Origin of the sequence: Mycobacterium bourgelatii (genome assembly GCF_010723575.1) — a bacterium.
Classification (GTDB): domain Bacteria; phylum Actinomycetota; class Actinomycetes; order Mycobacteriales; family Mycobacteriaceae; genus Mycobacterium; species Mycobacterium bourgelatii.
This window is the reverse complement of sequence record NZ_BLKZ01000002.1, coordinates 725961-752334: the sequence shown is the minus strand read 5'-3', so window position 1 is coordinate 752334 and position 26374 is coordinate 725961. Positions and strand designations below refer to the sequence as shown.

26 protein-coding genes and 1 pseudogene are annotated in these 26374 nt (G+C 65.8%); 5 read left to right on the top strand and 22 right to left on the bottom strand.

Annotated features, from left to right (window positions below):
- Positions 1-8 precede the first annotated feature (8 nt).
- The 7 genes from G6N68_RS28415 to G6N68_RS28385 form a co-directional block, all read right to left on the bottom strand.
- On the bottom strand, positions 9-1277 hold the full coding sequence (locus tag G6N68_RS28415) for an aromatic ring-hydroxylating oxygenase subunit alpha (RefSeq protein WP_163719470.1): 1269 nt from the start codon (positions 1275-1277) through the stop codon (positions 9-11).
- Between the two features lie 239 nt (positions 1278-1516).
- A complete protein-coding gene (locus G6N68_RS28410; RefSeq protein WP_163719469.1) occupies positions 1517-1864 on the bottom strand; it encodes a WhiB family transcriptional regulator in 348 nt (115 codons plus the stop codon).
- A gap of 217 nt (positions 1865-2081) precedes the next feature.
- Entirely contained in the window at positions 2082-3206 is a 1125-nt protein-coding gene (locus tag G6N68_RS28405; RefSeq protein WP_163719468.1) for a metallophosphoesterase, read from the bottom strand.
- Positions 3199-4014: an ABC transporter permease gene (locus tag G6N68_RS28400; RefSeq protein ID WP_240355958.1), complete on the bottom strand. Its 816-nt coding sequence runs from the start codon at positions 4012-4014 to the stop codon at positions 3199-3201. Before G6N68_RS28400 ends, G6N68_RS28405 begins: the two co-directional genes overlap by 8 nt.
- Before the next feature lie 28 nt (positions 4015-4042).
- On the bottom strand, positions 4043-4777 hold the full coding sequence (locus tag G6N68_RS28395) for an ABC transporter ATP-binding protein (protein WP_163720015.1): 735 nt from the start codon (positions 4775-4777) through the stop codon (positions 4043-4045).
- Positions 4778-4827: 50 nt separating this feature from the next.
- Positions 4828-5844: an ABC transporter substrate-binding protein gene (locus G6N68_RS28390; protein WP_163719466.1), complete on the bottom strand. Its 1017-nt coding sequence runs from the start codon at positions 5842-5844 to the stop codon at positions 4828-4830.
- Positions 5845-5971: 127 nt separating this feature from the next.
- Entirely contained in the window at positions 5972-8302 is a 2331-nt protein-coding gene (locus G6N68_RS28385; RefSeq protein WP_163719465.1) for a CehA/McbA family metallohydrolase domain-containing protein, read from the bottom strand.
- Positions 8303-8379: 77 nt separating this feature from the next.
- On the opposite strand from G6N68_RS28385, the gene G6N68_RS28380 reads away from it, so the two are divergent.
- Positions 8380-9282 (top strand): LysR family transcriptional regulator, encoded by a 903-nt coding sequence (locus G6N68_RS28380; RefSeq protein WP_163719464.1) that lies wholly within the window; start codon positions 8380-8382, stop codon positions 9280-9282.
- Between the two features lie 19 nt (positions 9283-9301).
- Positions 9302-10187 (top strand): annotated as a pseudogene (locus G6N68_RS28375) (amidohydrolase family protein).
- On the opposite strand, the gene malQ reads toward G6N68_RS28375, so the two are convergent.
- Positions 10168-12153, bottom strand: coding sequence for a 4-alpha-glucanotransferase (malQ, locus tag G6N68_RS28370; RefSeq protein ID WP_163719463.1), 1986 nt, complete (start codon positions 12151-12153; stop codon positions 10168-10170). The pseudogene G6N68_RS28375 and the gene malQ overlap by 20 nt on opposite strands.
- A 126-nt stretch (positions 12154-12279) precedes the next feature.
- Between malQ and G6N68_RS28365 the strand changes: the two genes are divergently transcribed.
- The gene (locus G6N68_RS28365) at positions 12280-13053 is read left to right on the top strand and encodes a PIG-L deacetylase family protein (RefSeq protein ID WP_163719462.1); all 774 of its coding nucleotides are present in this window, start codon (positions 12280-12282) and stop codon (positions 13051-13053) included.
- Between the two features lie 7 nt (positions 13054-13060).
- Here G6N68_RS28365 and G6N68_RS28360 read toward each other — a convergent pair whose 3' ends face one another.
- From G6N68_RS28360 to G6N68_RS28310, 12 genes are all read right to left on the bottom strand, one after another.
- Entirely contained in the window at positions 13061-13483 is a 423-nt protein-coding gene (locus tag G6N68_RS28360; RefSeq protein WP_163719461.1) for an ATP-binding protein, read from the bottom strand.
- 103 nt (positions 13484-13586) lie between these two features.
- Entirely contained in the window at positions 13587-14054 is a 468-nt protein-coding gene (locus tag G6N68_RS28355; RefSeq protein WP_163719460.1) for a hypothetical protein, read from the bottom strand.
- Positions 14055-14175: 121 nt separating this feature from the next.
- Complete coding sequence (locus G6N68_RS28350) at positions 14176-15609, bottom strand: WS/DGAT/MGAT family O-acyltransferase (protein WP_163719459.1); 1434 nt, start codon at positions 15607-15609, stop codon at positions 14176-14178.
- 32 nt (positions 15610-15641) lie between these two features.
- Entirely contained in the window at positions 15642-16505 is an 864-nt protein-coding gene (locus tag G6N68_RS28345; RefSeq protein WP_240356029.1) for an alpha/beta fold hydrolase, read from the bottom strand.
- Between the two features lie 158 nt (positions 16506-16663).
- Positions 16664-17116, bottom strand: a complete 453-nt coding sequence (locus tag G6N68_RS28340; RefSeq protein WP_308205892.1) for a PaaI family thioesterase — start codon at positions 17114-17116, stop codon at positions 16664-16666.
- A gap of 34 nt (positions 17117-17150) precedes the next feature.
- Positions 17151-17690 carry an SDR family NAD(P)-dependent oxidoreductase gene (locus G6N68_RS31725; protein ID WP_263992038.1) on the bottom strand — a complete coding sequence of 180 codons (540 nt, stop codon included), beginning with the start codon at positions 17688-17690 and terminating at the stop codon, positions 17151-17153.
- The gene (locus G6N68_RS31720) at positions 17584-18120 is read right to left on the bottom strand and encodes an SDR family NAD(P)-dependent oxidoreductase (protein WP_263992024.1); all 537 of its coding nucleotides are present in this window, start codon (positions 18118-18120) and stop codon (positions 17584-17586) included. Before G6N68_RS31720 ends, G6N68_RS31725 begins: the two co-directional genes overlap by 107 nt.
- A complete protein-coding gene (locus tag G6N68_RS28330; RefSeq protein ID WP_163719457.1) occupies positions 18102-18536 on the bottom strand; it encodes a hypothetical protein in 435 nt (144 codons plus the stop codon). Before G6N68_RS28330 ends, G6N68_RS31720 begins: the two co-directional genes overlap by 19 nt.
- 198 nt (positions 18537-18734) lie before the next feature.
- Positions 18735-20123: an AAA family ATPase gene (locus G6N68_RS28325; RefSeq protein ID WP_163719456.1), complete on the bottom strand. Its 1389-nt coding sequence runs from the start codon at positions 20121-20123 to the stop codon at positions 18735-18737.
- An 84-nt stretch (positions 20124-20207) separates the two neighbouring features.
- Complete coding sequence (locus G6N68_RS28320) at positions 20208-21659, bottom strand: FAD-dependent oxidoreductase (protein WP_163719455.1); 1452 nt, start codon at positions 21657-21659, stop codon at positions 20208-20210.
- Positions 21660-21773: 114 nt separating this feature from the next.
- Positions 21774-22121 carry a WhiB family transcriptional regulator gene (locus G6N68_RS28315; protein ID WP_371871747.1) on the bottom strand — a complete coding sequence of 116 codons (348 nt, stop codon included), beginning with the start codon at positions 22119-22121 and terminating at the stop codon, positions 21774-21776.
- Between the two features lie 228 nt (positions 22122-22349).
- Positions 22350-22928, bottom strand: coding sequence for a TetR/AcrR family transcriptional regulator (locus G6N68_RS28310; RefSeq protein ID WP_163719453.1), 579 nt, complete (start codon positions 22926-22928; stop codon positions 22350-22352).
- Positions 22929-23015: 87 nt separating this feature from the next.
- Here G6N68_RS28310 and G6N68_RS28305 point away from each other — a divergent pair, with 87 nt between their 5' ends.
- Positions 23016-23678: a hypothetical protein gene (locus tag G6N68_RS28305; protein ID WP_163719452.1), complete on the top strand. Its 663-nt coding sequence runs from the start codon at positions 23016-23018 to the stop codon at positions 23676-23678.
- 84 nt (positions 23679-23762) lie between these two features.
- The gene (locus G6N68_RS28300; RefSeq protein WP_163719451.1) at positions 23763-24428 is read left to right on the top strand and encodes an LppU/SCO3897 family protein; all 666 of its coding nucleotides are present in this window, start codon (positions 23763-23765) and stop codon (positions 24426-24428) included.
- 8 nt (positions 24429-24436) lie between these two features.
- On the opposite strand, the gene G6N68_RS28295 is transcribed toward G6N68_RS28300, so the two are convergent.
- Both G6N68_RS28295 and cax read right to left on the bottom strand, forming a co-directional pair.
- A complete protein-coding gene (locus G6N68_RS28295) occupies positions 24437-25168 on the bottom strand; it encodes an SDR family NAD(P)-dependent oxidoreductase (RefSeq protein ID WP_163719450.1) in 732 nt (243 codons plus the stop codon).
- 1 nt (position 25169) lies between these two features.
- Complete coding sequence (gene cax, locus G6N68_RS28290) at positions 25170-26288, bottom strand: calcium/proton exchanger (RefSeq protein WP_163719449.1); 1119 nt, start codon at positions 26286-26288, stop codon at positions 25170-25172.
- Positions 26289-26374: the final 86 nt, after the last annotated feature.

Here is a 26374-nt window from a genome sequence, read left to right as displayed (position 1 = left end):
CGTGGTCCTCACACCCCAGCCGCCGTCTTCCGCTGGTACTCGTCGATCCATGCGGCGGTCTCCTTATGCAGGTGGCGCAACAGGATCTCCTGATCGTTGAGGAGGAACTTGTCGACCACCCGCGACTCAACCATGCTCTGAGTCGCCTCCAGGGTGTTGGCGTCCTGCAAGCCGTATTCCTTGAAGGTCACCGCGGCCAGTTCCTGGGCGACGCGCTCGCGCGGAGTGCGCGGCTGCGGGAAGTACAGATTGCCCTCGAAAATGTGCGAGTTATACGAGATCGGCCAGTAGTGGTAGGTCAGATACCACCCCTGCCCCCAGAAGAGCATGACGAAGTTAGGGAACAGCTGGAACGAATCCAGGCCCCACGGATCGCATTTCGCCGGATTCAGGCCCTTGGGCATCTCGCCCAGGTCGGGCTTATCCCAGGGGCCGAACAGCCCGCTACGGCAGATGTCATCCACCGGCTTGCGCATCTCGTCCGGCATCTCCCACGCGCGCACGCCCGACGTGCTGACCAGACGGTGGGGGCCGTCCAGCCGGTAGTGCGGAGCCTCGAAACCGGCCTCCGCCGCGGCTTTCGAATAGCTCGTCGGCGATTGGTTCGCGTGCAGTACCGGTGCGTGGTAGAACTCCTGGAAGGCGTCCATGTACAGCTTCCAGTTCGCCTTCACCTCGGAGCGGTAGTACCAGCGAGATGTCAACTTGCCGAACGGATAACCTTCCAGGTCCGTAACCATCGGTCCCAGGAATTCGCGCAACGACTGTTCGGGCTTCTTGGCGAAGTTGACGAAAATGAAGCCCTCCCACACGTCGCAGTGGACGGGCACCAATCCGTAGCGACTCTTGTCGAGGTCGAAGAATTCCTCTTCCTGCTGCACGAACGTGAGGTTGCCGTCCAGGTCGTAACGCCACGCGTGGTACTTGCAGGTGAACTGGCGGCAGACACCGCTGGTCTCTTCCAGCGGCATGTCGTTCCATACCAGCTTGTTGCCGCGGTGGCGGCAGATGTTGTGGTACGCCTTGATCTCGCCAGATGTGGTTCGCACCAAGATGATCGAGGTGTTGACGACCTTGAGCTCTTTGGTGAAGTAGCTGCCCTTGCGGGGAAGTTGTTCGGTGCGACCGACGTTGAGCCAGGCGCGTTTGAAGATTGCGGCGCGTTCCAGTTCGTAGATCTCGGGGCTGATCGAGTCCTCGTACGAGACCGGGCCGGTGCCCAGTTCGGGATAGTGCTGGGTCCAGCTGCCCTCCGCCGGCTTGGGGAACCGAGCCATCGACGCTCCTGTCCGTTTCGTTGCTCATACGGAGCTGATGCGGACCCGTCCAGCCGTCCGCAGGACTCCCTGCGGCCGACCGTATCGGTTCAAAAGTCCAATCGCAAGTAGTTGATACTTCCGTCGACCAAGGGCGTTATGCAGTGGAAACGGAAACGCCTCCCGATTTATGCGAGAGACGTAACAGAACCGTAATGACGAACGAACGGACCCCGACGCGCTGCGGCCTCGGCCCGCGGTCAGCTGATGCCGCGACGCTTGCGGTTCTCGAAGTATTCCGACCAGGAGGCCACGTCGGGGTGCTGCTTGTGCAATGCGCGGCGCTGACGTTCGGTCAAGCCGCCCCACACGCCGTACTCGACCTTGTTGTCCAGTGCGTCGGCCGCGCACTCCTGCAGGACGGGGCATTGCCGGCAGATCGCCGTGGCCTTGCGCTGCGCCGCTCCGCGCACGAAAAGCAGGTCAGGATCGACATCCTTGCAAAGACCCTGCTGGACCCAGGCACGATCCTCCGCCGTCGCGGCACTGGGCGCGGTGGTCAGCGAGACAAGCCGCACTCGCCGTCCGGCCGGTCGTGATTCTGACACGAACTGTTTCCCTTCATCCCGGCCGCGTATGCGACCGCCCTCCCGGTTATGAAGACGAACCGTGCCAAACCATGCCCACCGGTGTGACTCAGATCTCCCCTCCGAACAAAGTAGCGGTTCGGTCACGATCGCGCAATGGTTTTCTGGCACGCGCGTACCTTTTATTTTTCGCGGCTCACCGCCACGAGGCGGACCGGGCAACTGTGAGCTGCTGAAATCAGCCGATGACCGGGTCCAGAGGGCGTGTGCTCGTTGGCGTCTCCTGGGTCGGCCCCGCAAACGAGTTGTTCAGTCTGACGGTCCTTTCGGCCTTCGGGTACCAGCCCTGTGCGGCGTACTGGCTGGTATGCAGATAGCACTGGATGCGCACGTCGGGACTGCCCGGAGTGAACGTCAGCAGTCTGCTGACCGGCAGCGTCGTGATCGGCATGTGGTAGCGACTCAGCGACGCGGCATTGAGAAACCACGTTCCCCAGCGTTGCTCGATATGCGTCTTCCCGCCGTAGTTGTCGTCGGGGTGGGTGTGGGTGTGGCCGGCGATCCATAACGCCACGCGGCCGGGATGTTCGGACAGGAACCGTTCGAATGCGCCCGAATCGGGTTGACTGTCGACCCAGTAGAGATACGACGCCCCTTGCGGTGTGCCGAGCTCGAACGGACGGTGATAGTGCTCCTGCCATCGCCCGTCCGGACCCTTGCGCACCCCTTCCCACTCACCGGAGGCCACAGTCGTGTTCTTGAGGACGTAGTGGTGGACGGTGACGATGATGGCCTCGGGATTGCTCAAGACCATGTGTTTCCACCAGCGGAAGGTCTCGCCGGTGACGACGCCGCCCGGGTTGCCGCCGAGGGTGCCACGTCCGACGGTTTGAGTTGGTTCGTTGCGGTCGCTGAGCATGAGGAACAGCAGGTTTCCCACCCTGAACGAATAGTGCTGCCAAGCTCCGCTAACCGGGTAGCGCCGTGCCGCGCTATCGACACCGGAGAAGGCGGTGTGCTGCCCGAGCGGATCCACCCACTTCTGCCACCACCAGGCCTCGGGTTCGTCGAGGCCACTGCGGTCGTGATTGCCGCACACGCTGTAGATGTCCTCGCGGCGGTGGTCGCGCAGGCTGTCGAACTGACGACGCAATTCTCTGCCCTCGTCGTCGTCGGGCAAGCCATGGTGCGCCCCGGACATGTCGCCGACGTCGATCGCGATGTCCCATTCGAACGGCGGTCCGCCTTCGCTGCCGCCACGTTCCGACTGCGAGATCGCTTCGGCGAGGCTTTCTCTGCCGTGCGCCTTATCCGTTCCGACGTGCGCGTCTCCGAACGCCCAGAGGCGGAACGGGTCACTCACCGTCGGACTCCAACAGGCCCCAGCGTCGGCGGACCTGCCGGTCGGCGGCGGCGAAGGCGGCGTCCATGGCGATGCCGATCAACAAGATGACGATCATGATCGAGATTGCCGCGGGCATGTCGCTCATGTTCTGCGCGTTTTCGAGCAGGACCCCGATCGACGCGGTGTTGCTGACGAGCACCACCAGTTCGCCGGCCATGAGGCTGCGCCACGCGAACGCCCAGCCTTGTCGCAGTCCGCTGACGAACATCGGCAGCGACGCGGGCAGAATCACGTGCCGGTACAACGCGACGCCTTGCAGGTTCATGGTTTTGGCCGCCCGCAACAGCAGGGGTGGTATGTGGTCGGCCCCCGCAATGACCCCGATCGCTACAGACGGCGCGGCACCGATGACGACGACGAACAGGATCGCTGAGGTGTGCAAGCCGAAGAAGATGATGGCAAACGGGAACCACGCGATGGCGGGCATGGTCTGCAGACCGGTGATGATCGGCCCGAACGCCTTGCGCAGCAGGGCGTTTCGCGAGATCAGTGCGCCAGCAACAGTTCCGAGGAGCAAAGCGAGCCCGAAGCCGACTAGGGCCCGGTTCATCGTTGTCCAGACGGCGTCCCAGAGCAAAGGTTCCCGCGCCTGCTGCCAGAGGGTCGCCGCCACGGTGCCGGGGCTGGGCAGCACGTAGGACGGCTTCCAACCACTGGCGTACACGACCTGCCACACGGCGAGGATCACGGCGACGGCCACGATTTTCGCCTGCAGCGAGGCCAGCCCATCCCGAATCCAGTTGCCGCGCCGGGACGCTGCGGTCACTCGGTAGTTCTGCGTAGCGATCCCACCCCTATCCCCCATCACCGTTCCCCTCGTCGTGCAAGCGCGCGGTGATGCGGGCGGCCAGCTCGGCCACCTCGGCGGTGTTGGCGTCGCGCGGCCGCGGCATCGGGACGTCGAACTCCTCGACGACACGGGCGGGACGCGGGCTGAGCACTAGGACCCGGTCGGCCAGTCGCGCCGCCTCGCGCACGTTATGAGTCACAAACACGACCGTCAAACCCTGCTCCGCAACAATGCGTTCGAGTTCGGCATGCAGGCGATCGCGGGTCAACGCGTCCAGCGCGCCGAATGGTTCGTCCATCAGCAGCACATCGGCGTCCTGAGCGAGCGCGCGCGCCAGCGCCACCCGTTGCCGCATGCCGCCGGACAGTTGGTGTGGGCGTTTCGCGGCGAAGTCGCCTAGCCCCACGGTCGACAGCAACCGGGCGACCCGCTCCTTACGTTGCGGACGCGGCACACCGCGTGCCCGCAGTGCCAGGTCGACGTTGGCGGCAGCCGTGAGCCACGGGAACAGTGCCGGCTCCTGGAACATCAGCGCCACGCGCCGTCCCCGGGTATCGATCGTGCCGTTCGACGGCTTTTCCAAACCGGCGATCAGCGACAGCAGGGTGCTCTTGCCGCAGCCGGATACGCCTACGACACAAACGAACTCACCGGTTGCGACGCGCAGGGAGACATTGTCGACGGCCTTGATCGCCGATGGGCCGTCCCCGAAGTCTTTGGAGACACGGTCCAGTTGCACAGCCGACGGCACTTGAGCCTCAGGCAAGACGTCGGGGCAGACGAAGCGGGTCACGTTGCGACCTGAGGTTTGCCCGACGCCGCGAGCACGGCGTTGAGCGGACCATTGTCGACCAAGCCGTTAATGTCGAGGGGCTTGAGCAGCCCGATTGCCACCGCCTTGTTCACCTCGTCACGCAGCGAGTCCATCCCAGGGTCGTTGGTGAACGTCGTCTCTTCGAATGACGCGGTCAGCACGTCGGGATCCAGACCTTTACCGAGGGTCTTGGCCAATGCGGCGTTGGCGGACTGCGCGGCATGGGCCCGGTCGTGCGCGATCATGTCGTTCGCTTCGACCTGAGCGCGCAGCAACCCCGCAACCACGTCCGGGTGAGCGGCAAGAAAGTCCTGCCGCACCACCAGCACTGTGATCGTGTTGGGATCCGACCACAACCGCACGCCGCCGGCCTTGATCATCTGCACATCGAAGGGCACCGAATTGACGGCACCCGCGATCTGGTTGGAGACAAACTGCTGCACGATGGCCGATTCGGGAGTGGTCGGCTTGATCGAAACATCGCCTCCGCCTTGGGTATTGGTGTGCAAGCCGTTCCTGGCCAACCAGTCGCGGAGGCTGACGTCGTGAGTGCCGCCCAGGGCTGGGTCGGCCACCGTCTTGCCGCGCAGGTCCTGAGCGGAGGTGATGCCGGGCTTGACCACCAACGATGTTCCGCCACTGGCCGCCCCGGAGATGATCCTGATGGCCGTTCCGTTCGACTTCTGCCACGCATTGAAGGCCGGGTTGGGGCCAACGTAGGCGGCGTCGAGTTGACCGGAAAGCAGTGCGGTCACTTCTTCGGTGCCCTGGCTGAACGGCTGAGTCGTGAGATTGACGTTGGGCCCAAGCTGTTTGGTGAACAGACCGTCTGTGATTCCGACAAGGGCGGATGCGTGGGTGATGCGCGTCAGGTAGCCCAACCGCAGTGACACGGGCGCGGACGCTGTGGGGTTGTTCGAGTGGGAGCAGCCCACCAGGGCTGCCGCAGCCACGGCGGCCAGCGCCGCGGCGATGAATCGGTGACGCGACATGCGTTTCCTTAACGGGTGAGTCGAACAGGGATTCAGGCGGAAATGATCGACGCCGTACACGACGTGCGCGTGACGCGGTGCAGGTCGATGTGCAGCCGCCGAGTCAGGCGGCTGCGACGGCCGCCCATCACCGCTCCCCGGTGTCGCGGCAAACGAACAACGGGCTGGTCCACACCTGGTGACCATCGAATTGCCTGGCGCGCAAATACATTGCGCTTTCAGACAGCGGCAGGTGCAATCTCAGGTCTCCCTTGACGGTGCTGGGTAGCGCCGCGGGTTCAGCGATGCGTTCCAGGCGAATCCTCAAATTCAGGCCGCCGACGTCGACGTCGCGGTGGCCGTCGGCGATCAGGTCCGCCCCGGTCAGCCTGACGCCGGTGGTCAAGTCGTCCTCCAGCACCCTAGCTTCGATTTCAAATCGCGCTCGGCTAAGGTCGGCGAGCCTAACCACCAAACCGATGTCGGAACCATAGGTGGTCGTTCGCCATTCGGCCTCAGCACCGTGCAGCTCCAGGCACTGTTCGGGATGCGCTGCCGCCCAAGGCGTCATATCTTCCACCCCGGTGCCGGCTATGCTCAGCCGCCCCACCCAGGTAGCCCAGCGGTAACGGTCCCGGTGTCGTGCGCCGCCCCAGCGAATCCGGACCAGCTGCCGCGAGAGCCCCGCCTCGGCGTGCAGGTCGCGTCGCCACACCGGTCCCGTTGTGTCGTAGGCCGTAACCTCTTCCCAACCCGCAGTGCCGTACAGAGCGTAGCTTGCCGTCAAATCCTCTGCGTTGCTGAGAATCTCGTCGCCCATCCAGTGGTCACCACTGCGCAACAGGGCAACCGCCCGCGCCCCCGTGGTGGCCCAGGTGTGGCGCGCCCGTAACCCGCGGCCAACCTCAGCGGACGTGAGCGCCGGCGCCAGGACCCCGGTGAGCCCGCCGTATCCGCCGAAGATGTTGGCTCCGGGGGACCCGCCACCGGGCCTGCCGCGGTGCTCGTCGCTGGCCGCACTGGCGCCGAACCGAAGCCCCCGAGCCAGCGCGTCCTCGAGAAACCACGGGCTACTACCCCACGCGGAATGCACCTCGATGAGCCGTTCCAAATCAGGGTGATGCCAATCCAGGATCGCGCGCCGGCCACCGACGTGCGGGATCAACAGATAAGACTCCGGATCCTTCTCGTAGGCGGCGTACAACTGGGTGATCGGCCAGTTTTGCGGCGTCGGCGACGTGCTCGCCATGCCTTGGCGCCATTCCAGCGAGCGAGCCAGGGTGGTGTCCTCGCCGAGGAACACGACATTGTGGTCGCCACCGACGCCGGCGTTTCCGCACCATTCGACGCCGGGGAAGCATACGAAGGCTCCGTCTTGCGATATTTCCCGGCATGCTGTGACGACATCGACCCACGCCTCGTCAGTGATCTGAAAGTCGTTGGCGGTGTAGCCCAGAACGTCCAGCGCCCCGATGTCTCGGCCATAGCGCAGGTTCCAGTCGGTGTTCTGGGTACCGACGGTGTCATTGGAATGCACATGCAGATCACCGAAATAAGCCCGAGGACTTGGCAATTCGTCCAACACATCGATAAGGGTCGACCCTCTTCCGATGACCGTGGCGTCGGTCTTGGCGATCACGTCGACGCGACCCGCGCCAGCCGGCACCGTCAGTTCCGCTTGGGCCCACCCCGCGGCCGGCGTGGTCGTGCTGGCCACCGGTACGCCGTCGGTGTGCGCGCTCATCGTGGCGGCGACGTCGGTGCAGACGTTGCCCCACTGGTCTTGGAGGTGGGTCCGCAACCGAACGGTCGACGCGTCACCGCGCACGACCCGTGGGCCGTGCACGACGACGCGTTGTGGTTGACCCGGCACGATCGCAATCTTGTTGACGGCCGCGTGCGCCATCCGCGAGGTGCCCAGAGGGTCGACGAACAGGTGGACTTCAAACTCGTCCTCGACGAAGGTCTGCACGCGGGTGCCCGGACCGCCGAACCTGCGGTCACCAAGCCGGATTTCGAGCACATCGCCGGGCCGCAGATAACCGTCCACCACGTGAACCAGCAACGACTTCTGAAACGGCCGTTCGCCGCCTTTGACGTCGTAGCGGACGGCAAGCTTCTGTACGGTCGCGGCCCCGGCCTCCGATGCACCGCCTACGAGCGAGCGCTGCAGCACACGGGCCGTCGCGTAGTCGCGCCCACCGGGTTCAAAGGTCTGCAGGTCCCAGTCGGAGTAGTAGCGGAAACACAGCTTCAGCCAGCCGCTATCGGCGATACCTGAGCTGCCGACGGTGTAGGTGAACACCACCTCGGCGAGGGAACCGGCCACCAACTCCGCATGCGAGCACGCCAGGCTGCCGAGAAACGGCAGCGCGTCTAATTCCGCGGTGATCTTGTCACGCACTTCGGCCACCGAGCAGTCATTGCTGGCCGGGGGACGCGGCAGGCTCAGCGGGCGCAGCGTGACCTCAGCGGACATGGCCCCATCCTGGTGGCTTTGCCACCTAGGAGTCCAACGAATAGATCTGATCAAATTCATCAGTAATATTGATCAGTGTGAACCTGCAGCAGCTCCGCTACGCGGTGGCTCTCGCCGAGACCAAGAGCTTTACCAAGGCAGCCGAGGGACAGTTCGTCGTCCAGTCGGCGCTGAGTCAGCAGGTGCGCCGACTGGAAGAGGAACTCGGTGTACGGCTGTTCGAACGAACCACCCGGACGGTGACACTGACGCCCGCCGGGGAGTCGCTGATGCCGTTGTTGCACCAGGTGGTGGCGGGCGTGGAGCGCATCAAGTTCGATGCGCAGGCCCTGAGCGGCAGGGTCACCGGCCGGCTCACGGTCGGGATGATGGAGATCCCGTCGGAAAGCCTCGACGTCGCGGCATTGATGGCGAACTTTCACCTTCGCTACCCTGATGTCAGCGTGACACTGCGCAGCGGCGGAAGCGATGTACTGGTGAAGGCCGCGGCTGAGCGCAAACTCGACGCGGCGATCGTGGGTTCCAATGTGTCCCGGAGCCACAACAATCTGATCTTCACCCACCTGTTCAGCGAGCCACTTGTTGCCGTCATGCCCGCCGAACACCCGCTGACCAAACATTCGTCGGTATCGGTGACCGAATTGGCGGAGCTCTCGTTCATCGATTTCCCACCCGGATACGGGTTGCGCCACGAGACGGACCGAGGGTTCGCGGACGTGCCCCGCCGGGTGGCGTTCGAAGTCACCCGCGTCGACGAGGTCGTCCACTTTGTCCGGAAAGACCTGGGCGTTGCCTTGCTGCCGGAATCCGTTGCACGCACCCGCGCGGATGCCGACCCGACCCTCGCGTTACGGCCGGTCCGCGGCGCTGACATGCACCGCCGGGTTCATCTCGTGACACCCCGGCCGGATCTGCGCTCGGCAGCGTGCCAGGCGTTCATCGGGTGCGTCGACGAGCACCTAGGAAGAGCACCGGCCTGACCTGACATCCTCGCTGTTGATGGACGAAACCGAATCGGTACGCGAACTCTGGCAGTCACTGGGGCTACCGGGCATCGTCGACGTGCACACGCACTTCATGCCGAAGCGGGTGATGGACAAGGTCTGGCGCTACTTCGACGACGCCGGTCCGCTGGTGGGACGCCCGTGGCCGGTCGCCTACCGCACCGACGAGCAGCATCGACTGGAGACGCTGCGCGGGTTCGGGGGTCCGTGCCTTCACGTCGCTGGTCTACCCACACAAACCGCACATGGCGGCCTGGCTGAACGAATGGGCCGCGGCGTTCGCCGCGGCGACACCCGATTGCCTACACACGGCGACCCTCTACCCCGAACCCGAAGCCGAGTCCTACGTCCGAAAGGCCGTCGAGGCCGGCGCGCGCGTGTTCAAGGCCCACGTTCAGGTCGGCCGGTATGACCCCACCGACCCATTGCTTGACGACGCGTGGGGGGTGATCGAAGACGCGGCCGTCCCGGTGATCATCCATTGCGGATCAGGTCCCGCTCCCGGTGAACACACCGGCCCCGAACCCGTCGCCGCGCTGCTGCGGTGCCACCCTCGATTGCGCCTGGTCGTCGCGCACATGGGCATGCCCGAATACTCCGAGTTTCTCGACCTGGCCGACCAATACGACGAGGTACGACTAGACACCACGATGGCTTTCACCCCGTTCGTGGAGGAACTCATGCCTTTCCCTCGCTCGCAATACCCACGGCTGCGCGACCACGCCGACCGCATCTTGTTCGGCAGTGACTTTCCGAACATCCCGTACGGATTCCTCGACGCGATGCGCGTCCTGACCCGGCTACCCGGCATCGATGATGACTGGCTGCGGAAAGTGTTCCACCACAACGCCGCTCGTCTTTTCAGCCTGTCGGACGGCTGAACAAGGCCGCGATCTCGGCGACCCGCGGGTCGTTGCGCAACTCCTCCAACGTCGTCGGCAGCGGCAATCGCCAATTCGGATACTCGTCGATCGTGCCGGGTAGGTTCGGTTGCCGAGGCTCGGCGATCACGTCGTAGGGCGCGATCAGCTTCAAGCGGCTCGGGGTCGACGCCAAGAAGCGGTGCATGGCAACGATGATCGCCGGCTCGTCGGGCTCGGATCCGTCGTCAGGCAGCAGCCCTTCCGAGCGAAGCAGCGTCAGCCACTCGGCGCGCTCCTTGTCGGCCGTGGCCCACTCGGCCGGCACGTCGTCGAGCAGGTCGAGATCGGCGCGTACCCGCACGTGTTCACCACGCAAAAAGCCCGCCGCAGTGGGTAGATCGTGCGTCGACAGCCTGGCGGCCGCCCGCGCCGGCCATTTCGCCGACGGGAGCAACGGCTCGTCCGGGGCGGACTGGTCGCGAGTGAACCAGGAGACCGCGCAGCCCAGCATTCCGCGCTCGGCGAGTCCGTCGGTGACTTCCGGTTCGACCGTTCCCAGATCCTCGCCGACCACCGTGGCCTTGGCGCGGTGGGCTTCCAATGCCAGTACGGCCAGTAGGACCTCGGTGTCGTAGTAGACGTAGGTGCCCCGATCCGGACCCTCGCCGGGCGGAATCCACCACAACCGCCACAGGCCCGCGACGTGGTCGATGCGCAACCCGTCGGCGTGGGTGAGGACCGCGCGCAGCATGTCCCGCAAAGCGGCGTATCCGGTGGCGGCAAGGCGGTCCGGCCGCCACGGCGGCAGCCCCCAGTCCTGCCCGCGCGGAGTGAAGTTGTCCGGCGGCGCCCCCACGCTCACCCCGGTGGCGAGCACGTCGGCGAGTGCCCACGCGTCGGCCCCTTCCGGGTCGACTCCCACCGCCAGGTCGTGCACCACGCCGAGTGCCATGCCGGCATCCCGGGCGGCGTCCCGTACCGCGGCCAACTGCTCGGCACACCGTTGCTGCACCCAGGCATGGAACGCCAACCGGGGTGCCAGTTCCCGGCGCGCCGCGGCCACAGCGGGACCGGCGACATCGCGCAGCGGGCCGGGCCACCGGGTCCAGCGGCCGCCGTGCCGCTCGGCCAGCGCACAGTACGTCGCCCAGTCGCGCAGGCCGTCCGAATGATCCAGCGGGGCGGGCCGGCCCTCGGCGCGCCAGAGCAGTTCTAATGCGGCCCGTTTGGCCGCCCACACCAGGTCGTGATCGATGCGCGGAGTGCAGGCCGACACGCGCAGGGCATCCACCTCCGCTCGGGTGTCCGGGTCGGCTCGACGGTAGGCGTCGAGATCCTCGATCCGCAGAGCGAGCGGGTTGGCGAACCGCCGGCTGGACGGGGTGTACGGCGACGGCTGCACCGGATGCGTTGGGCCGGGGGCATGCAGCGGGTTGAGCAGGACGGCGCCGGCGCCGTGGTCCGCAGCCGTCCACTGCAGGAACTCCCGCAGGTCACCCAGATCACCGATGCCCCACGAGCGCGCCGACCTCAGCGCATAGAGCTGCAGCATCCAGCCCCAGGTATCCGGCGGCGCCGGAACCTGCGGCGGAGCCGCCACCAGGGTGACCTCTTGGTCGTTGCGCGTGTACAAGCGGTACCAGCCGGGAGGCAGTCCTGCCGGAAACTCGTCACGTACCTGGGTGCGGGTGCCGTCCTCGTGGACCAGCAGATTCACCCCTGGCAGCGGCCGCGGCCGTCCGTCCACGCGCACCGCTACGGTCGGCGGCAGCACGCCGGCGCTGTCGCGTTCGGACAGCCGGGCCAATTCGCGGCGTCGATCCTGTTCCGTGCTCGCGTCGACATCCAGCAGTCCAAGCACCCGGATCACCACATCGGCGTCGACCTCGACCGGCTCGCGTCGCTCGTTTCGGTAAGACGTTGCAACCCGGTGTGCCGCCGCCAGTCGGCGCAGGTCATCAGGTATCGGTTTGGGGTGCGCCATCTAGTTGGACCGCCGATGAGAAAGCATCAGCCTCATATACCCGAGCGACGAAATCTCACACCGAACGTTGGACGCCAAGCGAATTCGTCACGGCCGCTGATGCGGACGGACGGCATACTGCAAGTCATGGCCACCGTAGTCGCGTTCCACGCTCACCCCGACGACGAGGCGATCCTCACCGGCGGCACGCTCGCGAAGGCGGCGGCTGCGGGGCATCGTGTCGTCCTGGTCACCGCGACCGACGGCCGCATGGACAGCGTGCCCGACGACACGCGGATAAACGAATTGCGCTCGAGTGCAACGATTCTCGGTGTTCACCGACTTGAGTGCCTCGGTTATGCAGACAGCGGCTACGGGCCCGACTTCTACCCGGATCCGCCTGGGCGGGTCCGGTTCGCGCGGGCCGATGTGGACGAGGCCGCCCAGCGGCTCGCCTCGATACTCCGCGAAGAAGATGCGCAGCTGCTACTCAGCTATGAGCGCAACGGCGGGTACGGACACCGGGATCACATGCACGTGCACCGGGTCGGCAAGCGCGCCGCTGAATTGGCTGGGACTCAACGGGTTCTGGAAGCGACGATGCCGCGCGAGACGCTCATCCGCGTCGGTGACGTCGCCCGCTTGTTACGGTTGCCCGCACCGTACGAACCCGACGTGGCACGTGCGGCGTATGCACCGCGAGCGACCATCACCCACCGCATCGACGTGCGTCAGTTCGTCCGCCAGAAGGGCCACGCGCTTTCCGCCCATAAATCCCAAGCGGGAGATGGGCTGGGTGCTCGGCTGCTGCGCCTGTCGCTGCGCTTGCCACCCCGCGTGCTAGGTGCGTTTCTCCGCTACGAATGGTTCGTCGACCCTGCCGCGCCCGCCGGCACGGCGCGATCCGACATTTTTGCTTAGCGAGTGGCTATTGCCGCTGGCCAGCCGGCTGGGGCGCGGTCGAATAGTCCAACCGCACGGTGGTTCCGTCGGGACGCGCCTGGATAGCGCAATGATCGGCCAGGGCGCGCATCAGAAGGATGCCGCGCGAAGCGTGCGGGTCTTCCGGAGGCCGCGGAGAAGACCAGTGCCAACTGCCCCGGTCGCTCACGCAGACAGTGAGCGATTCAGCGGCGGCGTCGTAGCGCGCCTGAAGCCGCATCGTGCCGACGCATTGGTGGCCGCGGTAGGCGTGTTCGACGCAGTTGGCCAGGGCTTCGTTGACGCCCAGGATGATGTCGTCGCGAAGTTCACCAACCCCCCGCACCTTTGCCTGCAGCCAGCGGTCCAGCGCACGGCGGCACTCGGCCGCCGTGACGGCGTCGGCGGCACCGGCGCACGTCAGCTGCATTGGGTGATCGGAAAGTGCTGAACTCACAATAGAACGCATACCCAGGTCTGGCCCGGACCCTAACCTTGTCTTCGTTTCGATTCGGCCACAGGCCGATTGATGCTCAAAATCCGAAATCCATTGGCTGTGCGCCGCCGTGCGCGAGGTGTCGCGCGGCCACGGCCGTCGCCGTCGCGGTGCCGTTTTGCATGGTTCCGACGATTGTCACCTCGTCATTGACGGTGAAATGCGAAGCAGCGGTAGCCGGTTGGTTACCGCCGGCAATCCAGGTGGTGTCGGGCGTCAGCAGATAGGTTTGGGTGGATCCATCGGCGCTGCGTGCGGTCAATGAGTCCGCCGATACCGCGATAAGCGTGCCCTCTTGACTCACCGGCCGCGCGTGCGACGGCGCGTCGACCGTCACTGCGGCAGCCTCCGTCGTCCGTTTGGTCTCTTGCGCATCGAGGATCAGCCCGGCCAAGCTCGCGGCGCACAGCAGCGACGCGGACCCGACTCCGAACGCCCACCCAGCCCGCTGCGGCCTCGGCTGGGTTCGCTGCGTCGACTTGGTCATGCGGTGCTTGGCGGTCATGGCGATCCCTCTTGCTGCGGTTACACGCCAGAGGTCATCGACGCTCACCGGATCAGGTAGTTGCCGGCAGTGTTCCCAAACCACCGCGTCAATAAACGATGGCGCTGTCGCCGGCGCCTGGTCAGCTGGGCATCGCTGCGGGGATGTCCGTGCTCCCGGTCAACCCCGCTCGTTCGTACAACTCGATGAACGCGGCGACGAACGCATCGGTCACCTCGTGGGTGTCTTGCAGCGTCGCGTCGTCGGAGAGCACCGAGACGCTCAGCTGATCGACGTAGCTCCACACGGTGATGTTCAGCGCAGACCCCGCGGCCAGGGGTCCCACGGAGTAGAACTCGGTCACCACGGCTCCGGCGATGTTGCCGCGTTGCCGCGGCCCCGGCACGTTGGAAATGATCACGTTGAATAGCTGGTTGGGCGCCTCTCGCCGCGACATCCACCGGAACGTCGTGCGTGTGACGCTCGGCGGCACGAACTCCAACCACTGACTGACCAGGGTGGGGCCCAGAAGTTGGTGGTCTTCCTTCGCTATCCGGGTTGAGGTGCGGATCAGGCCCAGCCGCTGCAGCGGATCGGCTGCCTGAACGGGCAGCGAAACCAGCATGGTTGACAGGGCGTTCCCGCTGATCCGGTCCGGCGAGGTGTCGGTGGCGGTAGGGATCGAGGCGACCAGGGGCCGGTCGGCGGGTTCGCCGTGGTTCTGCAGCACCTGCCGCAGCGCACCGGTGGCGATGGTCAACACCAGGTCGTTGATGGTCACGCCGAACTTCTTGCTGATCGCCTTGATGTCGGCAAGGGGCACGGCAGCGCTGGCGAACGTTCGCCCGGGCGTGAGTTTGTGGTTGAGGAATGTCGGCGCCGGATCGAACTTGGCGGCAAGTTCCGGATGCCGGTAACGCTCCCGCGCTCGACGCTGCAGCCGGTAAGCGCCGACCACTCCGTCCCGCACCGCCGCCGGCAGGCTCCGGATCCGCGCGGCATGATCACTCGCCGCGAAGCGGAGCACTTCTCTGGTCTTGAGACGCGTGTTGCGGGTGCTTCTAGCGGGGGGCGAAGTCGCCCGCGATGACGCTTCGGCGCCGGGCCACGCCATGACCCTCGCCATGAGATTCGCCGAGGCCACCCCGTCGGCCAGGACGTGGTGCACCTTGCCGATCACCGCCACGCGCTGGTCGGCCAGCCCCTCGGCGTAATAGAACTGCCACAGCGGGTAGCGGCGGTCGAGTGGTGTGCTCGCGATCGCGCCGATCACCGCGTCGAGTTCGCGCCGGCCTCCGGGAGCGGGCACCCGTACGTGTTGGAGGTGGTAATCGAGGTCGAGTTCGGCGTCCTCGCGCCAGACCGGGCGATGTATTCGCCCGGGTGTCTTCAGTAACTGGAAACGCATCGGTTCGAGGATCGGGAGGGTGGACCGGAACACCTCGCGGAACGCCTCGAACGTCGGCGTGCCTTCGAATCCGGTGGTGTCGACGATCGCCACCTTGAGGGTGTGCTGGTGGACGTTGGGCGTCTCGCTGGCGAGCATCAGCACATCCCACCCACTGAGTCGCTTCACCGCCGTTCCTCCCAGCGCACCGACCGTGTTGACTATCTGACTGCCTGGGTGGCGCCGTGCGCCGCCGGAAGCCGGCGATGGACCGATTCGACGGCTCGGGCCAGTCCGGGTACGAACGCCGCGGGCTGCAGGGTGCAACCCGCGTGGCCGGCCTCGACCGGCACCGCCTCGGCCCCCGGGATGTGATCGGCCAGCCATTGCTGCCGCTTGACGCCGAATGCCCGGTCTTTCATGGTCACCACAAGCGCCGTGGGCACATCGATGTCCCCGACCCACGTCGTCGAGTCGAACCGGACAACCTCGGCGATCGCGCGGGTGATGCCCCCCGGCGACGTGGCGCGGGCCTGGTTCAGCACCCACTGATAGTCGGCCAAGAAGCTATTGGTTACCTCGCCCGCGGGCGGGTACAGCCGCGGCGCGGGGGTCAGCGATTCGACGAGCGCCGCAAACAGCCCGGTGGCCACGCGCTCGTAGCGGGCGCGGCTCACCGCCGCCGTGGCCGCGCACAGCACGAGCCCGTCGACCCTGTCTCGGTGGCGGCGCCACACCAGTTGGGCAATGAGCGACCCCATGGAATAGCCGACCGGGACGAAGGTGGGGATGTCGAGAACGTCGGCCAAGGCGGCGACGTCGTCGGCGCAGTCCTCGAACAGCAACCGCGGGGGTGAGATGCCTTGCCCGTGGCAGCGCTGGTCGAAGATCACCACGCGACCGAACCGCCGCACCGCGTCCAGCGCGGGATACCACGTCATCAGTCCGGTGCAGGCCAGCGAGTGCAACAGGATGTAGGTGGGCCCGTCGCACGGTCCCGAGTCGTACACATAGGTGCTGCCCCGACCGGGCAGCTCGACGATGTGCCCGGTCGGCATCTGCGCGACCGAGGCCAACGCGGGCACCTTCAGTAACCGCGGCAAACTGATCCCTCGTGCAGGCGAGACGGTGTCGGTCTGGCTGATCTGGCCATTAGAACACGGCCACGGCTTCCCGGACGCTCAGGACCACCACAAGGTGGGTGTGGGCGTGGGAACTTCGAGGCGAACTGGGCCGGCGTCGCTTAACGGTTGTGTGCGCGAAGTTGATAGAGCCCTCGGGTGGTGGCGACGACCGTGCCGTTAGCGTCGCTGACGACGGCCTCAAGGGTGTAATTGGCCTTGCCGCGTTCTGCCGCCTCGGCCGCGACGCGGGCAATCGTTTCGTCGTCCAGCGACGCCTCGGCGCGTAACGGAGTCGTGGCCATACTGACGAAGGTGATGTCGACGTTCTTCACCAACGGAAAGAACTTGCTCGTATCGAAGGTGGAGAGCGCGATGATGCCGCCCAGAATTTCGGCGACGGTGAACTGCACACCGGCGTAGATGACGCCGAAATGGTTTCCGTTGCCCTCGACCGGGACACTGGCGGCGGCAAAGCCGCGCCGTGCCTCGACGATCTTCAGCCCCATCTTGTCGGCAATCGGAATGGTCGATGCCAGATTGGCATTCATCATCTCGACGATCTGGTCAGTCACGTCCTCGATATTCGCACAGCGTCCAGTGCCCGGCTCACCCGCCTGGCGTGCCCGCCGTGAGGGGCGTTACCGCCCCGGTTGCCCGGCCTGCAACCTGCGTGGATCCGGCTCGTATCAACCTGTTGGTGCGGGCCTCGATCACGCTGTCCAGCAAGCGATCCGGCATGAGCCGGCGTGCGACGGTGCTGCTCCACGACTCCGCGCCGACGCGGTAGCGGATCCTGGGATGCCTGGCCGTGACCGCATGGGCGACGGCATCGGCGTATTCCGCGGCCGTCGCCTTGGACGCGTAGGCGCGACTCTCGTTGGCGGTCAGAAATGCGGTGAATCGACGTCGGTAGACCTCGACAATCTCGGTAGGCGTTGCGGCGACAATCGAGTTCGCGCTGTCCCGCAGCTTGCCCCAGATCGGGGTGGCCACGGTGACGGGTTGTATCACCGAGACGCTGACCCCCTGTGGCCGCAATTCACGGCGCAGCGCATCGCTCATGCCCTCCTTGCCGAATTGAGCGGCTGCGTACGCACCGAGATACGGCGGCGCCACATTGCCAAGGCCGGAGCTTACGTTGACGATCCGCCCGCCCGACGTCCGCAAACAGCGGCAAGAACCGCTGGATAACCGCAAGGGCCCCAACAAAGTTTGTTTCCAATTGCAGCCGCAAAACCTCCGGCGGAACGCATTCCAGGGGCGCGCATACTGCAATGCCCGCGTTGTTCACCAATGCCCAGAGCCCGGTGTCGCCACACGCTCCTTTCACCACGGTGCCGGCTCGGTCGATCGACGCCGCTTCGGTAACGTCGAGCAGCAGGGGGATGATCTCGCCGATCAACGGATCCGCAACTGGCACTTGGGAAAGCTCGGCGGCGCTGGATTCGCTACGCACGCCGGCGAAAACCCGAAAGCCGAGGCTGCGGAGGTGTAGGGCGGCGGCTCTGCCGAGTCCGGTCGATGCGCCGGTGATCAGTACGTTCTTCGACCGCGGATCTAGCTTCCTGAATTCCACTGGCCACCTCCGCTTTCCGTGGTTTCGTCGAACGTGCCCAACAAGATTTGAACGCAGGCGTCCGCGTAACGCCGCGCGGAGAGTTCGGAGATGACGCCGTCTGCATAGGCGAAGTTCCAGCAGAGCTGGTCGTGGCTGAGCTCGTGCTGTTCGACCTGGCGGATCCACTCCCCAGCGTCGCCGCTCACCCTGCGGATGGGGATGGGTCCCGCCGACGGCACGAACGTCGGGTTCCTGCCGCCGGGGTCCGCGGCGATCGACACTCGCAGCAATGGATACTCCGCGGCCAATGCGGCGGCCGCACGCTCCAGCACCTCGACCGTGAGGCGCCCCCGCAGATGGACGCGAGCCAGTGCGTTGACAGGCGAAAACCTGATCGGCGAGCCAATACGGCTTTGACGGCCTACATGGTTCACGGATGAAAGTCAGTACGGCGCGGAGGAGGCGACTGGACCGGCCAGTGGGTCCTTGACCGCGAAAGCCGCGAGGTGTGGCGGGCCGGGTGCGGCGCGACCCTGTAGTCCTGCAGGTGCTTACTCGCGCTTCTCCTGCATATCTTCAGGCTCGTGAGGGGGCCGTGCTTGCGCGGCGGCCGGCGTGGGCTACCCCCGCCGTCAGAGGTACATACCCGACGGAACCGCCGCGCGGTACCGCCCGCTCCCCACTTCGGCCAGCAGCGTCGCCGTGCTGAGCGCGCCACCGTCGCCTGCCAGCACGGCTCGGCGAACGACTTCACGAATGTCGCTGCCGCTGGTTCGTTCCGGCAGCGCCGCTACCACTGCAGCCGTGTCGACGCTTTCGCCACCGGGGATGTGGTCGATCAGTGTCGCGAGAATGCGCGCGGCGTCGGCGCGGCTGGGGTAGCCAACCTCGACGACCGAGTCGAACCGGCCCGTCCGGATGGCCGCCTTGTCCAGGGTCGCGGCGTCGTTGGTAGACGCCAGCGTCAGGATGCGGGCTTCCGCCTTGACGTCCATGGCCTGCAACAGCTCCGACAGTCCGCTCTCGCCCGCGGCGCGGTCCTGACACCACAGGTCGACGTCCTCCAGCACGATCAGCACCGGACCGCCCAGGCGCTGCGCCTCTTCCACGACGACCGTCAGCAGGTGAGCCCCAGCCTTGGCTTCGACGTAGATGACGGTGAACTCTCCCAAGACCTCTCGGGCGACGACCGCACTCACCGCGGACTTGCCCGTGCCCGGCGGGCCGCACAGCAGTACGCCGCGGCGGACGCCAAGGCCATGTGCGTTGAGGATGTCGTGGCGGTCGCGCACGGCGGTGACGCCGAGGTCGACCTCGGTCCACACCTCGTCGGGCACGATGACGGTGTCTCGGGTCACCGTCGACGGCAGGTCGATGACGGTCAAGTTCAGCCCGTGCGCGTAGGTGGCACGCACCGCCCGCCCCCGGTACGGGTTCAGCTCGTTGGCTCGCTCGGCGAGCCGGTCCAGCACACAACGAGCGAGGGCCTGGTTGTCCGGCGTTACGAAGGCCGAAACCTCGGGCGAGCACATGACCGTGTCGCGGGCCTCAAGGTTGATGACACATCCCGAGTCGTCCAGCAGCGTCCCGGCCGGGAAGTGCACGCGCAAGCACAACGGGTGCCGGTAACGCTCGCCGCCGACCTCGGTCTGCGTCCACTTCGGCGGGTACGAATCTTCGCCCGGGCCGATCTCGCAGTCGAGCGCGTGCTCGTCCATCCACTCGGCCAAGGCCAGTGCCACGGTCAGGCGAGACACCGGATTGAGTTGACGTTCCTCATCAACCAGGTGACCGCAGTCCGGCACGCCGAGGCAGCGGGCCGTGAATCGATCGGCGGTTTCGGCACTTTCACGCTCGGCGACACCCACCAACAACTCGCCGAGGGCGCGCAGCGCCGGACGTACACCGTAGTCCAGGCCGTCAAGCCAGGCGCCGATGTCAGTGATCGGCTGGCGGTGCGCGTCATCGCCGCCGGTGAGTCCGGCGGTCAAATCGGCGAGTTCGTCGTTGGTCAGGGTCATCGTTCTAGTGTTGGTAGGGGTCAAAGCGACCGTTCACGATGACATCCGACCAGCGGTCGGTCAATTGATTTTTCGAAGCGCCGGTTAGAAATTCAAGCTGGAGAACATGATTCGGCCCGGATCATACTTCTGCCGGACAGCCGCCAGCCGGGGGAGATTGGAGCCGAAGTAGCGTGCGGCCGGCTGACCGGCTTCCAGGTAGTTCACATAGCCGCCGACCGAATATGGTTGCACCGCTTTGTGTGCCGCGTTGAGCCAGTTGGTGGCTGCGGCCGGAGAGCCGGCCGGTTCGATGTACCACTGCACCAGCGCGGACTGCGTCCGCCACGGAAACGCCGTGGCTCCCGGTGCCACCGTGGCCATTGCGCCGTCAAGCGCATGCATGATCGCCAACATCCGACCGGCCCCGCGCGGGAAGGCGTCGACGGCCGCGGCGATCCCTTGAGCGGCGGCCGGCGTGATCGTCGTGAACACATCGGACCCGCCGACATAGCTGAGCGGCGACGGATTGAGATTCCCGACCGCCAGATAGTTCACCAAGTCCAAGTAGTTGAAGGTGTGTTGTTCGGTGCCGGACGGCTGACTGCCAACGGCCGCGACGATGGCACTCGCCACGCTGTTGCCGGATCCGGCGGGGCAGGTCGCCATGATGCGGCAGTGCGAGCCCATCGCGTCGGTTGTGCTGTCGGCCAGCGCCCAACTGTTGCGGTCCGCGGTGCGCAGCCAGTTCTGCCAACCGACGAGAACCTGCGCAAACGACTGCTGCGGGTAGTTGAGGTTGACGACGTCGTACTCGGTGGTGGGAAAGGTGGCAAAGGTCAACGAGGTCGTCACCCCGAAGTTGCCGCCACCGCCGCCGCGTAGCGCCCAGAACAGGTCGGGTTGGCTGGCGGACGACGCAGTCACCGCTTGGCCGCCGGGCAGCACCACCTGCGCCGACACCAGTGCGTCGCTCAACAGGCCCGCATGCCGGGAGTGCGCACCCAGGCCGCCGCCCAGTGCATGCCCGCCGGCACCGACGGTCGGGCAGGTCCCGGTTGGGATGCCGCGGCCCACCCCGGCCAACGTCTGGTGCAACGCATACAAGGTGGTCGCCGGCGTCACGGTGACGTGTCCGGTGGCCGCGTCGTAGTTGATATCGCCCGTCAGCTGGCGGAGGTCGAAGACCAAGGCGCCGTTGGCCGTGGACGCACCTACGTAAGAGTGCCCACCGCTACGCGGAGCGACTTTGAGGTTGTGCGCGGCGGCGAACGCCATCGCTTTCTGTACGTCCGCCGACGATGTCGGGGTGACGATCGCTGTCGGAGTCGAGTCGTTGTAGTTGGTATTGAAAACTTGTTTGGCAGCGCCGAATTCGGGACTACCGGGTAACAACACCGGCCTACTGAGTGCGGCGGAAAGGGTTTCCAACCCGACGGGGTTCGGATCGGCGGTGGCCAGCACCGAGCCGAGTCGGCCCGACCCGAAGACGGCGCCGGCGGCTATCGCTCCAGCGGCGCCCCGCAGAAACGTCTGGCGTGAAATCTCACGCGCCAACGCCGGGCTTCCGCGATTGCATCATGTCTCGGATTCTCGGGGCCGGACCCATGCAGAACCGGGACGGCGCGGTGGCCGACACCGGAACGTGGCCAAACCTTTAGCGCCCAGCGACTAACCCGGCCGCCGGAGTTGCTGGTGCCGGAAGTAATCCGTCCAGGAAATGACCTCGGGATGTCGCTTGAGCAGTTGCCGGCGCTGGCGCTCGGTCATCCCGCCCCAGACACCGAACTCAACCCGGTTGTCCAGGGCGTCTGCTGCGCACTCCTGCATCACCGGGCAGTGCCGACAGATCGCCGCCGCTTGGTGTTGCGCGGCGCCCCGTACGAAGAGTTCGTCGGGATCCGTTTCGCGGCAGAGGGCTTGAGACACCCAGGCAATGCGTCCCGGCTCGTCACCAGTGGGCGCCGAGTCCTGGACGGCGAGCAGGTTGGCGCTTCTGGCGGCCCGGCGGGTTCCCACTGGTCGGCCTAGCGTCACACGATTCTCGTCGGGCCTGGGCTTCATGACGCTGACCTCCCGTCGATTCGTCCCCGGCCGCGGCGCCGACTCCCCTCCTGCGGCGCCTGCGACCTAGGTATGAAACTATCACGTCAGATATGATTGACTTGTTTCATTTTATAAACTGTGATCGGGATCACGACGGCAGGGGCCGAATATGCTCCCGTCGGTCGCGCGCGCCCGGGTGCGTCAACCGACCGGACGCGGCCTGACGAAAGGCACCAGCACCTCGTCGACGAGCTTCACGCACAGCTCGTCGTCAATCGGGTCGCCCGTCACCAGCAGGCGGTGCCAGAGCACGCTCTGCCCCAACTCGCGAGCGATCTCGATGGGTACGTCCGGACGCACATCGCCGCGGGCGATTCCCCGAGCGAGCAACTCTGACATCTCCTTCTTGCGCCAGCCGATGACCTCGGTACGGAAAGACTCGGCGAGCTCGTAATCGTGTGCGGCCGTTGCGATTACGGCACGGATGGCAGCGGCTTGCGGGCCGGTGAACAAGTCCGCCCAACCGCGCAGGATCGCCAGCATATCCTCGCGATAACTGCCGGTGTCCTCGTGCGGAATCGCCCCGACGGCGATGCCCAACAAGGTGTCGCGAAGTAGCGCCCGACCGTCGGGCCACCTCCGATACAACACCGCCTTGCTGGTGCCCGCGGCACTGGCGACGGCCTCCATCGTGACGCCGGCGGCGCCGTGCTCGCCCACGAGACGCAGTACCGCATCCTTGATCGCCGCATCTAATTCCGCACCATGCCGCCGCCGCATCAAAGTTCCTTCCGAGAAACGGTTGCGTTTCTTAGAGCCACATCGTAACGTGCTCTGGAGAAACGGTACCGTATCTTGGAGGTCGCCATGTCCGGCTTGCCCGTCTTGTATCCGCTGCGTTCCGTCGACACCGCGACGGTGCGTTTCACGAAGGCTCCGCATCACCGCCGTCGGGTAACGATCGACCACCGGATGCTGCCCGGCGTCACACCGGAGATGCTGCTCGATTGGTTCACCCACATCGGCGGAACGATGTCGTACGGCGGTGAGATCGTTCCCCGCTACCTCGCGTGGCATCCGCTCGATCACATTCACTGGGACCTGGCCAGCGAGGCGCCGGGCGGCGGTGCGGGCGAGGGCGCACGCTTCCACATCGTCGAAGCTTTTGGCGCCCGACCCGAATACAAGGTAGACATCGTGGACCGAGTGGAGAAGCTGGACGAGACGGGCATCCGTCTTGTCGAACGGGTCGCCGGGGTCATCGTCTTCCAGCTCGAGCACACCTGGTCGGCATGCTCGGACGGCACGCACTACGTCACGGTGCTCGACGTCGGGGCGCGCACACCGCTCTACGCGCCGGTCAACCGAATCGCCTGCCGCCGCTTGCCCGACGACATGTTGCGGGCCTGGGTCAAACACAACATCGAGGAAGTCGGCCAGCTGGAGTATCTACTGCCACAGCTGAAGTCGGGTGAGCAAAGCACTTGCGCCACGGCCGTGGCGAGCCCTGGCATCCGTTCGGCAAGATAGCTGCGTTCCGCGGCTTCGACGGTTAGGCTGCTTCCCGGCAGGCGCGAGAACCGCAGTGCGCCGACCATGGCGCGAAAGGTTCAGATGTCTGACGACGACGAGAACGTCCCCGCATCGTCGGCGGTTCCGCCGGGAAATTACCCGCTGCCTCCGCAATACACGCCACCTCCGCAATACGCCCCTCCCCCGCCGGCACCGGCGCCCAAGAAGAGCGCGGTGGGCAAGAAAGTCCTTGCGGCGCTAGCCGTGATCGTGCTGGCGGTTGCGGTGAAGGTGGGCGCGCGTCTGGTGCTGAACAAGCCCAGCCACCACGGGTCGCACAGCCACGGCTTCGACTACGCCGTCGGCACCTGCCTGAATCTCTCCAAGACCGGCATCGTCGTCACGCCCGACGAAGTGAAGGTCGAACCGTGCTCGTCACCGACCGCGCTGTCGAAAGTCGCGAAGAAGTACACCGGCACCAAGAACTGCCCCAACGCCAACTACGGGACCCTGGAAGGTGGCGGCAGCGGTCTCTGCTTGGAGGACAACCTGACCGTCAGCAGCTGCTACACCCAGGACCTCGTCTCGCATATGTTCAAGGCGACCGAATGCAAACCCTCGGTTCTGAGCACCGAACCGACCTTCAGGGTCGCACTCCGGCAAGACGGCGTCGACGACCCCAGTCTGTGCAGCGAGGAGCAACAGACGGTCGACTTCCCCGAACCGCCCCTTACCTATTGCATGGACGTTCTCGTCGCCGACGAGTAGCACCCGGCTCAGCCCGCACCTTTGCCGTTGTCGACCCGGTACACGGCGCCATGTATCGCCGCGGCTTCGTCGCCGGCCAGAAACGCGATGACATTGGCGACGTCGTGGGGCCGCATCATGCCGCGCGGTGCGGCCGAGCGCATGATCAGGTCGTAGTTCGGGTTCTCCGGGGCGCTGAAATTCTCGATCTGTGGCGTCAGCATGCCCCCGGGACATATTGCGTTGACGCGCAACCGATCTGCGGTGTATTCAACGGCCAAGGCCCGGGTCAGCCCGATCAGCCCGTGTTTGGCGGAACAGTAGCCGGCCGAATACGCCTGGCCCTCCACACCGGCGATGGAGGCGACGTTGACGATGTTGCCGCCGCGGGCCAGCAGATGCGGCAGCGCGGCTCGGCACAGATAGAACGGTCCGCTCAGGTTGACCGCCAGGTCTTCCTCCCAGTCCTCGTCGTTCATCGACTCGGTCCGGCGCATCTGGTGCCGCCCAGCGATATTGACCAGCACATCGAGTCCGCCGAACCGTTCGACACACGTCGCGACGGCGGCGCGGCAGGCCCCCGAGGACTTCACGTCGACCGAGACGTATGCACCGCCGTCGACGTCCGCGAAGACCTCGGCCAGCCGATCGGCGTCTCGTGCTATTCCGAAAACGGTTGCGCCCCTTTGAGAAAACAAGCGGGCGGTTTCCGCGCCCAAGCCCGACGAAGCGCCGGTGACCAACGCGATCTTGCCCTGCAAGTCAGCCCCACCAGAACGCCGTCGCGATGATCCCGTACAGCACAACGAGAGTGGCGCCTTCGAGCCAATTCGACTCACCGTCGAAGTAGATGAATGCGGCGAGCACCACCGACAACATCAGGGCGGCCACCAGCATCGGACTGAAGACCAGCGTCAACGTGGTCAGGCCGGCGATCTGCGAAATGAGCACGAGCAGCGGGGCCAGCACCAGTGAGATCTGAATCGGCGAGTTGAGTACCACCGCGAAGGCGTAGGCCGACCTGCCACTGGCGGCGAGTTGGACACCGACCACGTTCTCGACGGCGTTGCCGGCGATCGCGACCACGACCAGACCTGCAAAGGCCTGGGAGATGTGCATTGAGTCCATCGCCGGTTGAAGCGCATCGACGAACCACTCCGACACGAAGGCGGCGAGGAGACTGGCGACGGCCAGCATGCCAATGGCCAACCAGATCGGCCACCTTGGGTGTGCGCCCTCTTCGGGCTCGGTGGTCCCGTTGCCGGGATCGGCCTCGTCGGCCGGGCCGGCCTCGTCGGTATCCCGGCGCAGCGAGGCCGGCAGGTTCAGGGCGAACAGGACGAGCAACAGCACCGACACAATCAGCGAGAAGGCGTCCTCATGTTCGGAGGCCGGAGTGTGGATCCAGTGCGCCACGGACGGGATCGACATCGCCGTGACCGACAACAGCATCAGCACGGTGATGGAGCGGGCGCGGGCCGAACCGAGTTGCTGGGTGCCGTGGCGTAGGCCGCCGGCCACGAAGGCAAGCCCAAGCACGAGCAGGAGGTTGGCCAGTATCGACCCGACCAGCGCAGCGCGAACCACGTCGACAAGTCCGGCCTTGAGACTGAATATGCAGATGAAGAGCTCCGGAAGATTACCGAGGGCCGACTGCAGAACGCCGGTGGCACCCGGCCCGAAGCGGTCGCCGAGTTGATCCACGCTGTGGCCCACCACCGACGCGAGTACACCGACCGCCGCGGCTGCGAGAAGGAACCTCAGCACCGAGTTCCACTCGCCGTAATGAGCGAACCCCGCACCCAACGTCAACGCCACCGAGAGGATCAGCAAGATCCGATCGGACCGGACAAGGACGGGCGAAGCGACCTCGGTCGACATGGTCAAACATCATGCCAGCAACGTGGGCGAGGTAACCGTCCTCGCCAAGGAAATATCAAGCATCCGTCGAGCAGCGTTGGCGAATC

What these genes read in the sequence shown, in the direction of transcription:
- G6N68_RS28415 (WP_163719470.1), bottom strand. Translation starts at nt 1,277, where the DNA reads ATGGCTCGGTTCCCCAAGCCGGCGGAGGGCAGCTGGACCCAGCACTAT.
- G6N68_RS28305 (WP_163719452.1), top strand. Translation starts at nt 23,016, where the DNA reads ATGTCCGGCTTGCCCGTCTTGTATCCGCTGCGTTCCGTCGACACCGCG.
- G6N68_RS28390 (WP_163719466.1), bottom strand. Translation starts at nt 5,844, where the DNA reads ATGTCGCGTCACCGATTCATCGCCGCGGCGCTGGCCGCCGTGGCTGCG.
- G6N68_RS28360 (WP_163719461.1), bottom strand. Translation starts at nt 13,483, where the DNA reads ATGCAGCTGACGTGCGCCGGTGCCGCCGACGCCGTCACGGCGGCCGAG.
- G6N68_RS28300 (WP_163719451.1), top strand. Translation starts at nt 23,763, where the DNA reads ATGTCTGACGACGACGAGAACGTCCCCGCATCGTCGGCGGTTCCGCCG.
- malQ (WP_163719463.1), bottom strand. Translation starts at nt 12,153, where the DNA reads ATGGCGCACCCCAAACCGATACCTGATGACCTGCGCCGACTGGCGGCG.
- G6N68_RS28365 (WP_163719462.1), top strand. Translation starts at nt 12,280, where the DNA reads ATGGCCACCGTAGTCGCGTTCCACGCTCACCCCGACGACGAGGCGATC.
- G6N68_RS28325 (WP_163719456.1), bottom strand. Translation starts at nt 20,123, where the DNA reads ATGACCCTGACCAACGACGAACTCGCCGATTTGACCGCCGGACTCACC.
- cax (WP_163719449.1), bottom strand. Translation starts at nt 26,288, where the DNA reads ATGTCGACCGAGGTCGCTTCGCCCGTCCTTGTCCGGTCCGATCGGATC.
- G6N68_RS28385 (WP_163719465.1), bottom strand. Translation starts at nt 8,302, where the DNA reads ATGTCCGCTGAGGTCACGCTGCGCCCGCTGAGCCTGCCGCGTCCCCCG.
- G6N68_RS28355 (WP_163719460.1), bottom strand. Translation starts at nt 14,054, where the DNA reads ATGACCGCCAAGCACCGCATGACCAAGTCGACGCAGCGAACCCAGCCG.
- G6N68_RS28310 (WP_163719453.1), bottom strand. Translation starts at nt 22,928, where the DNA reads ATGCGGCGGCGGCATGGTGCGGAATTAGATGCGGCGATCAAGGATGCG.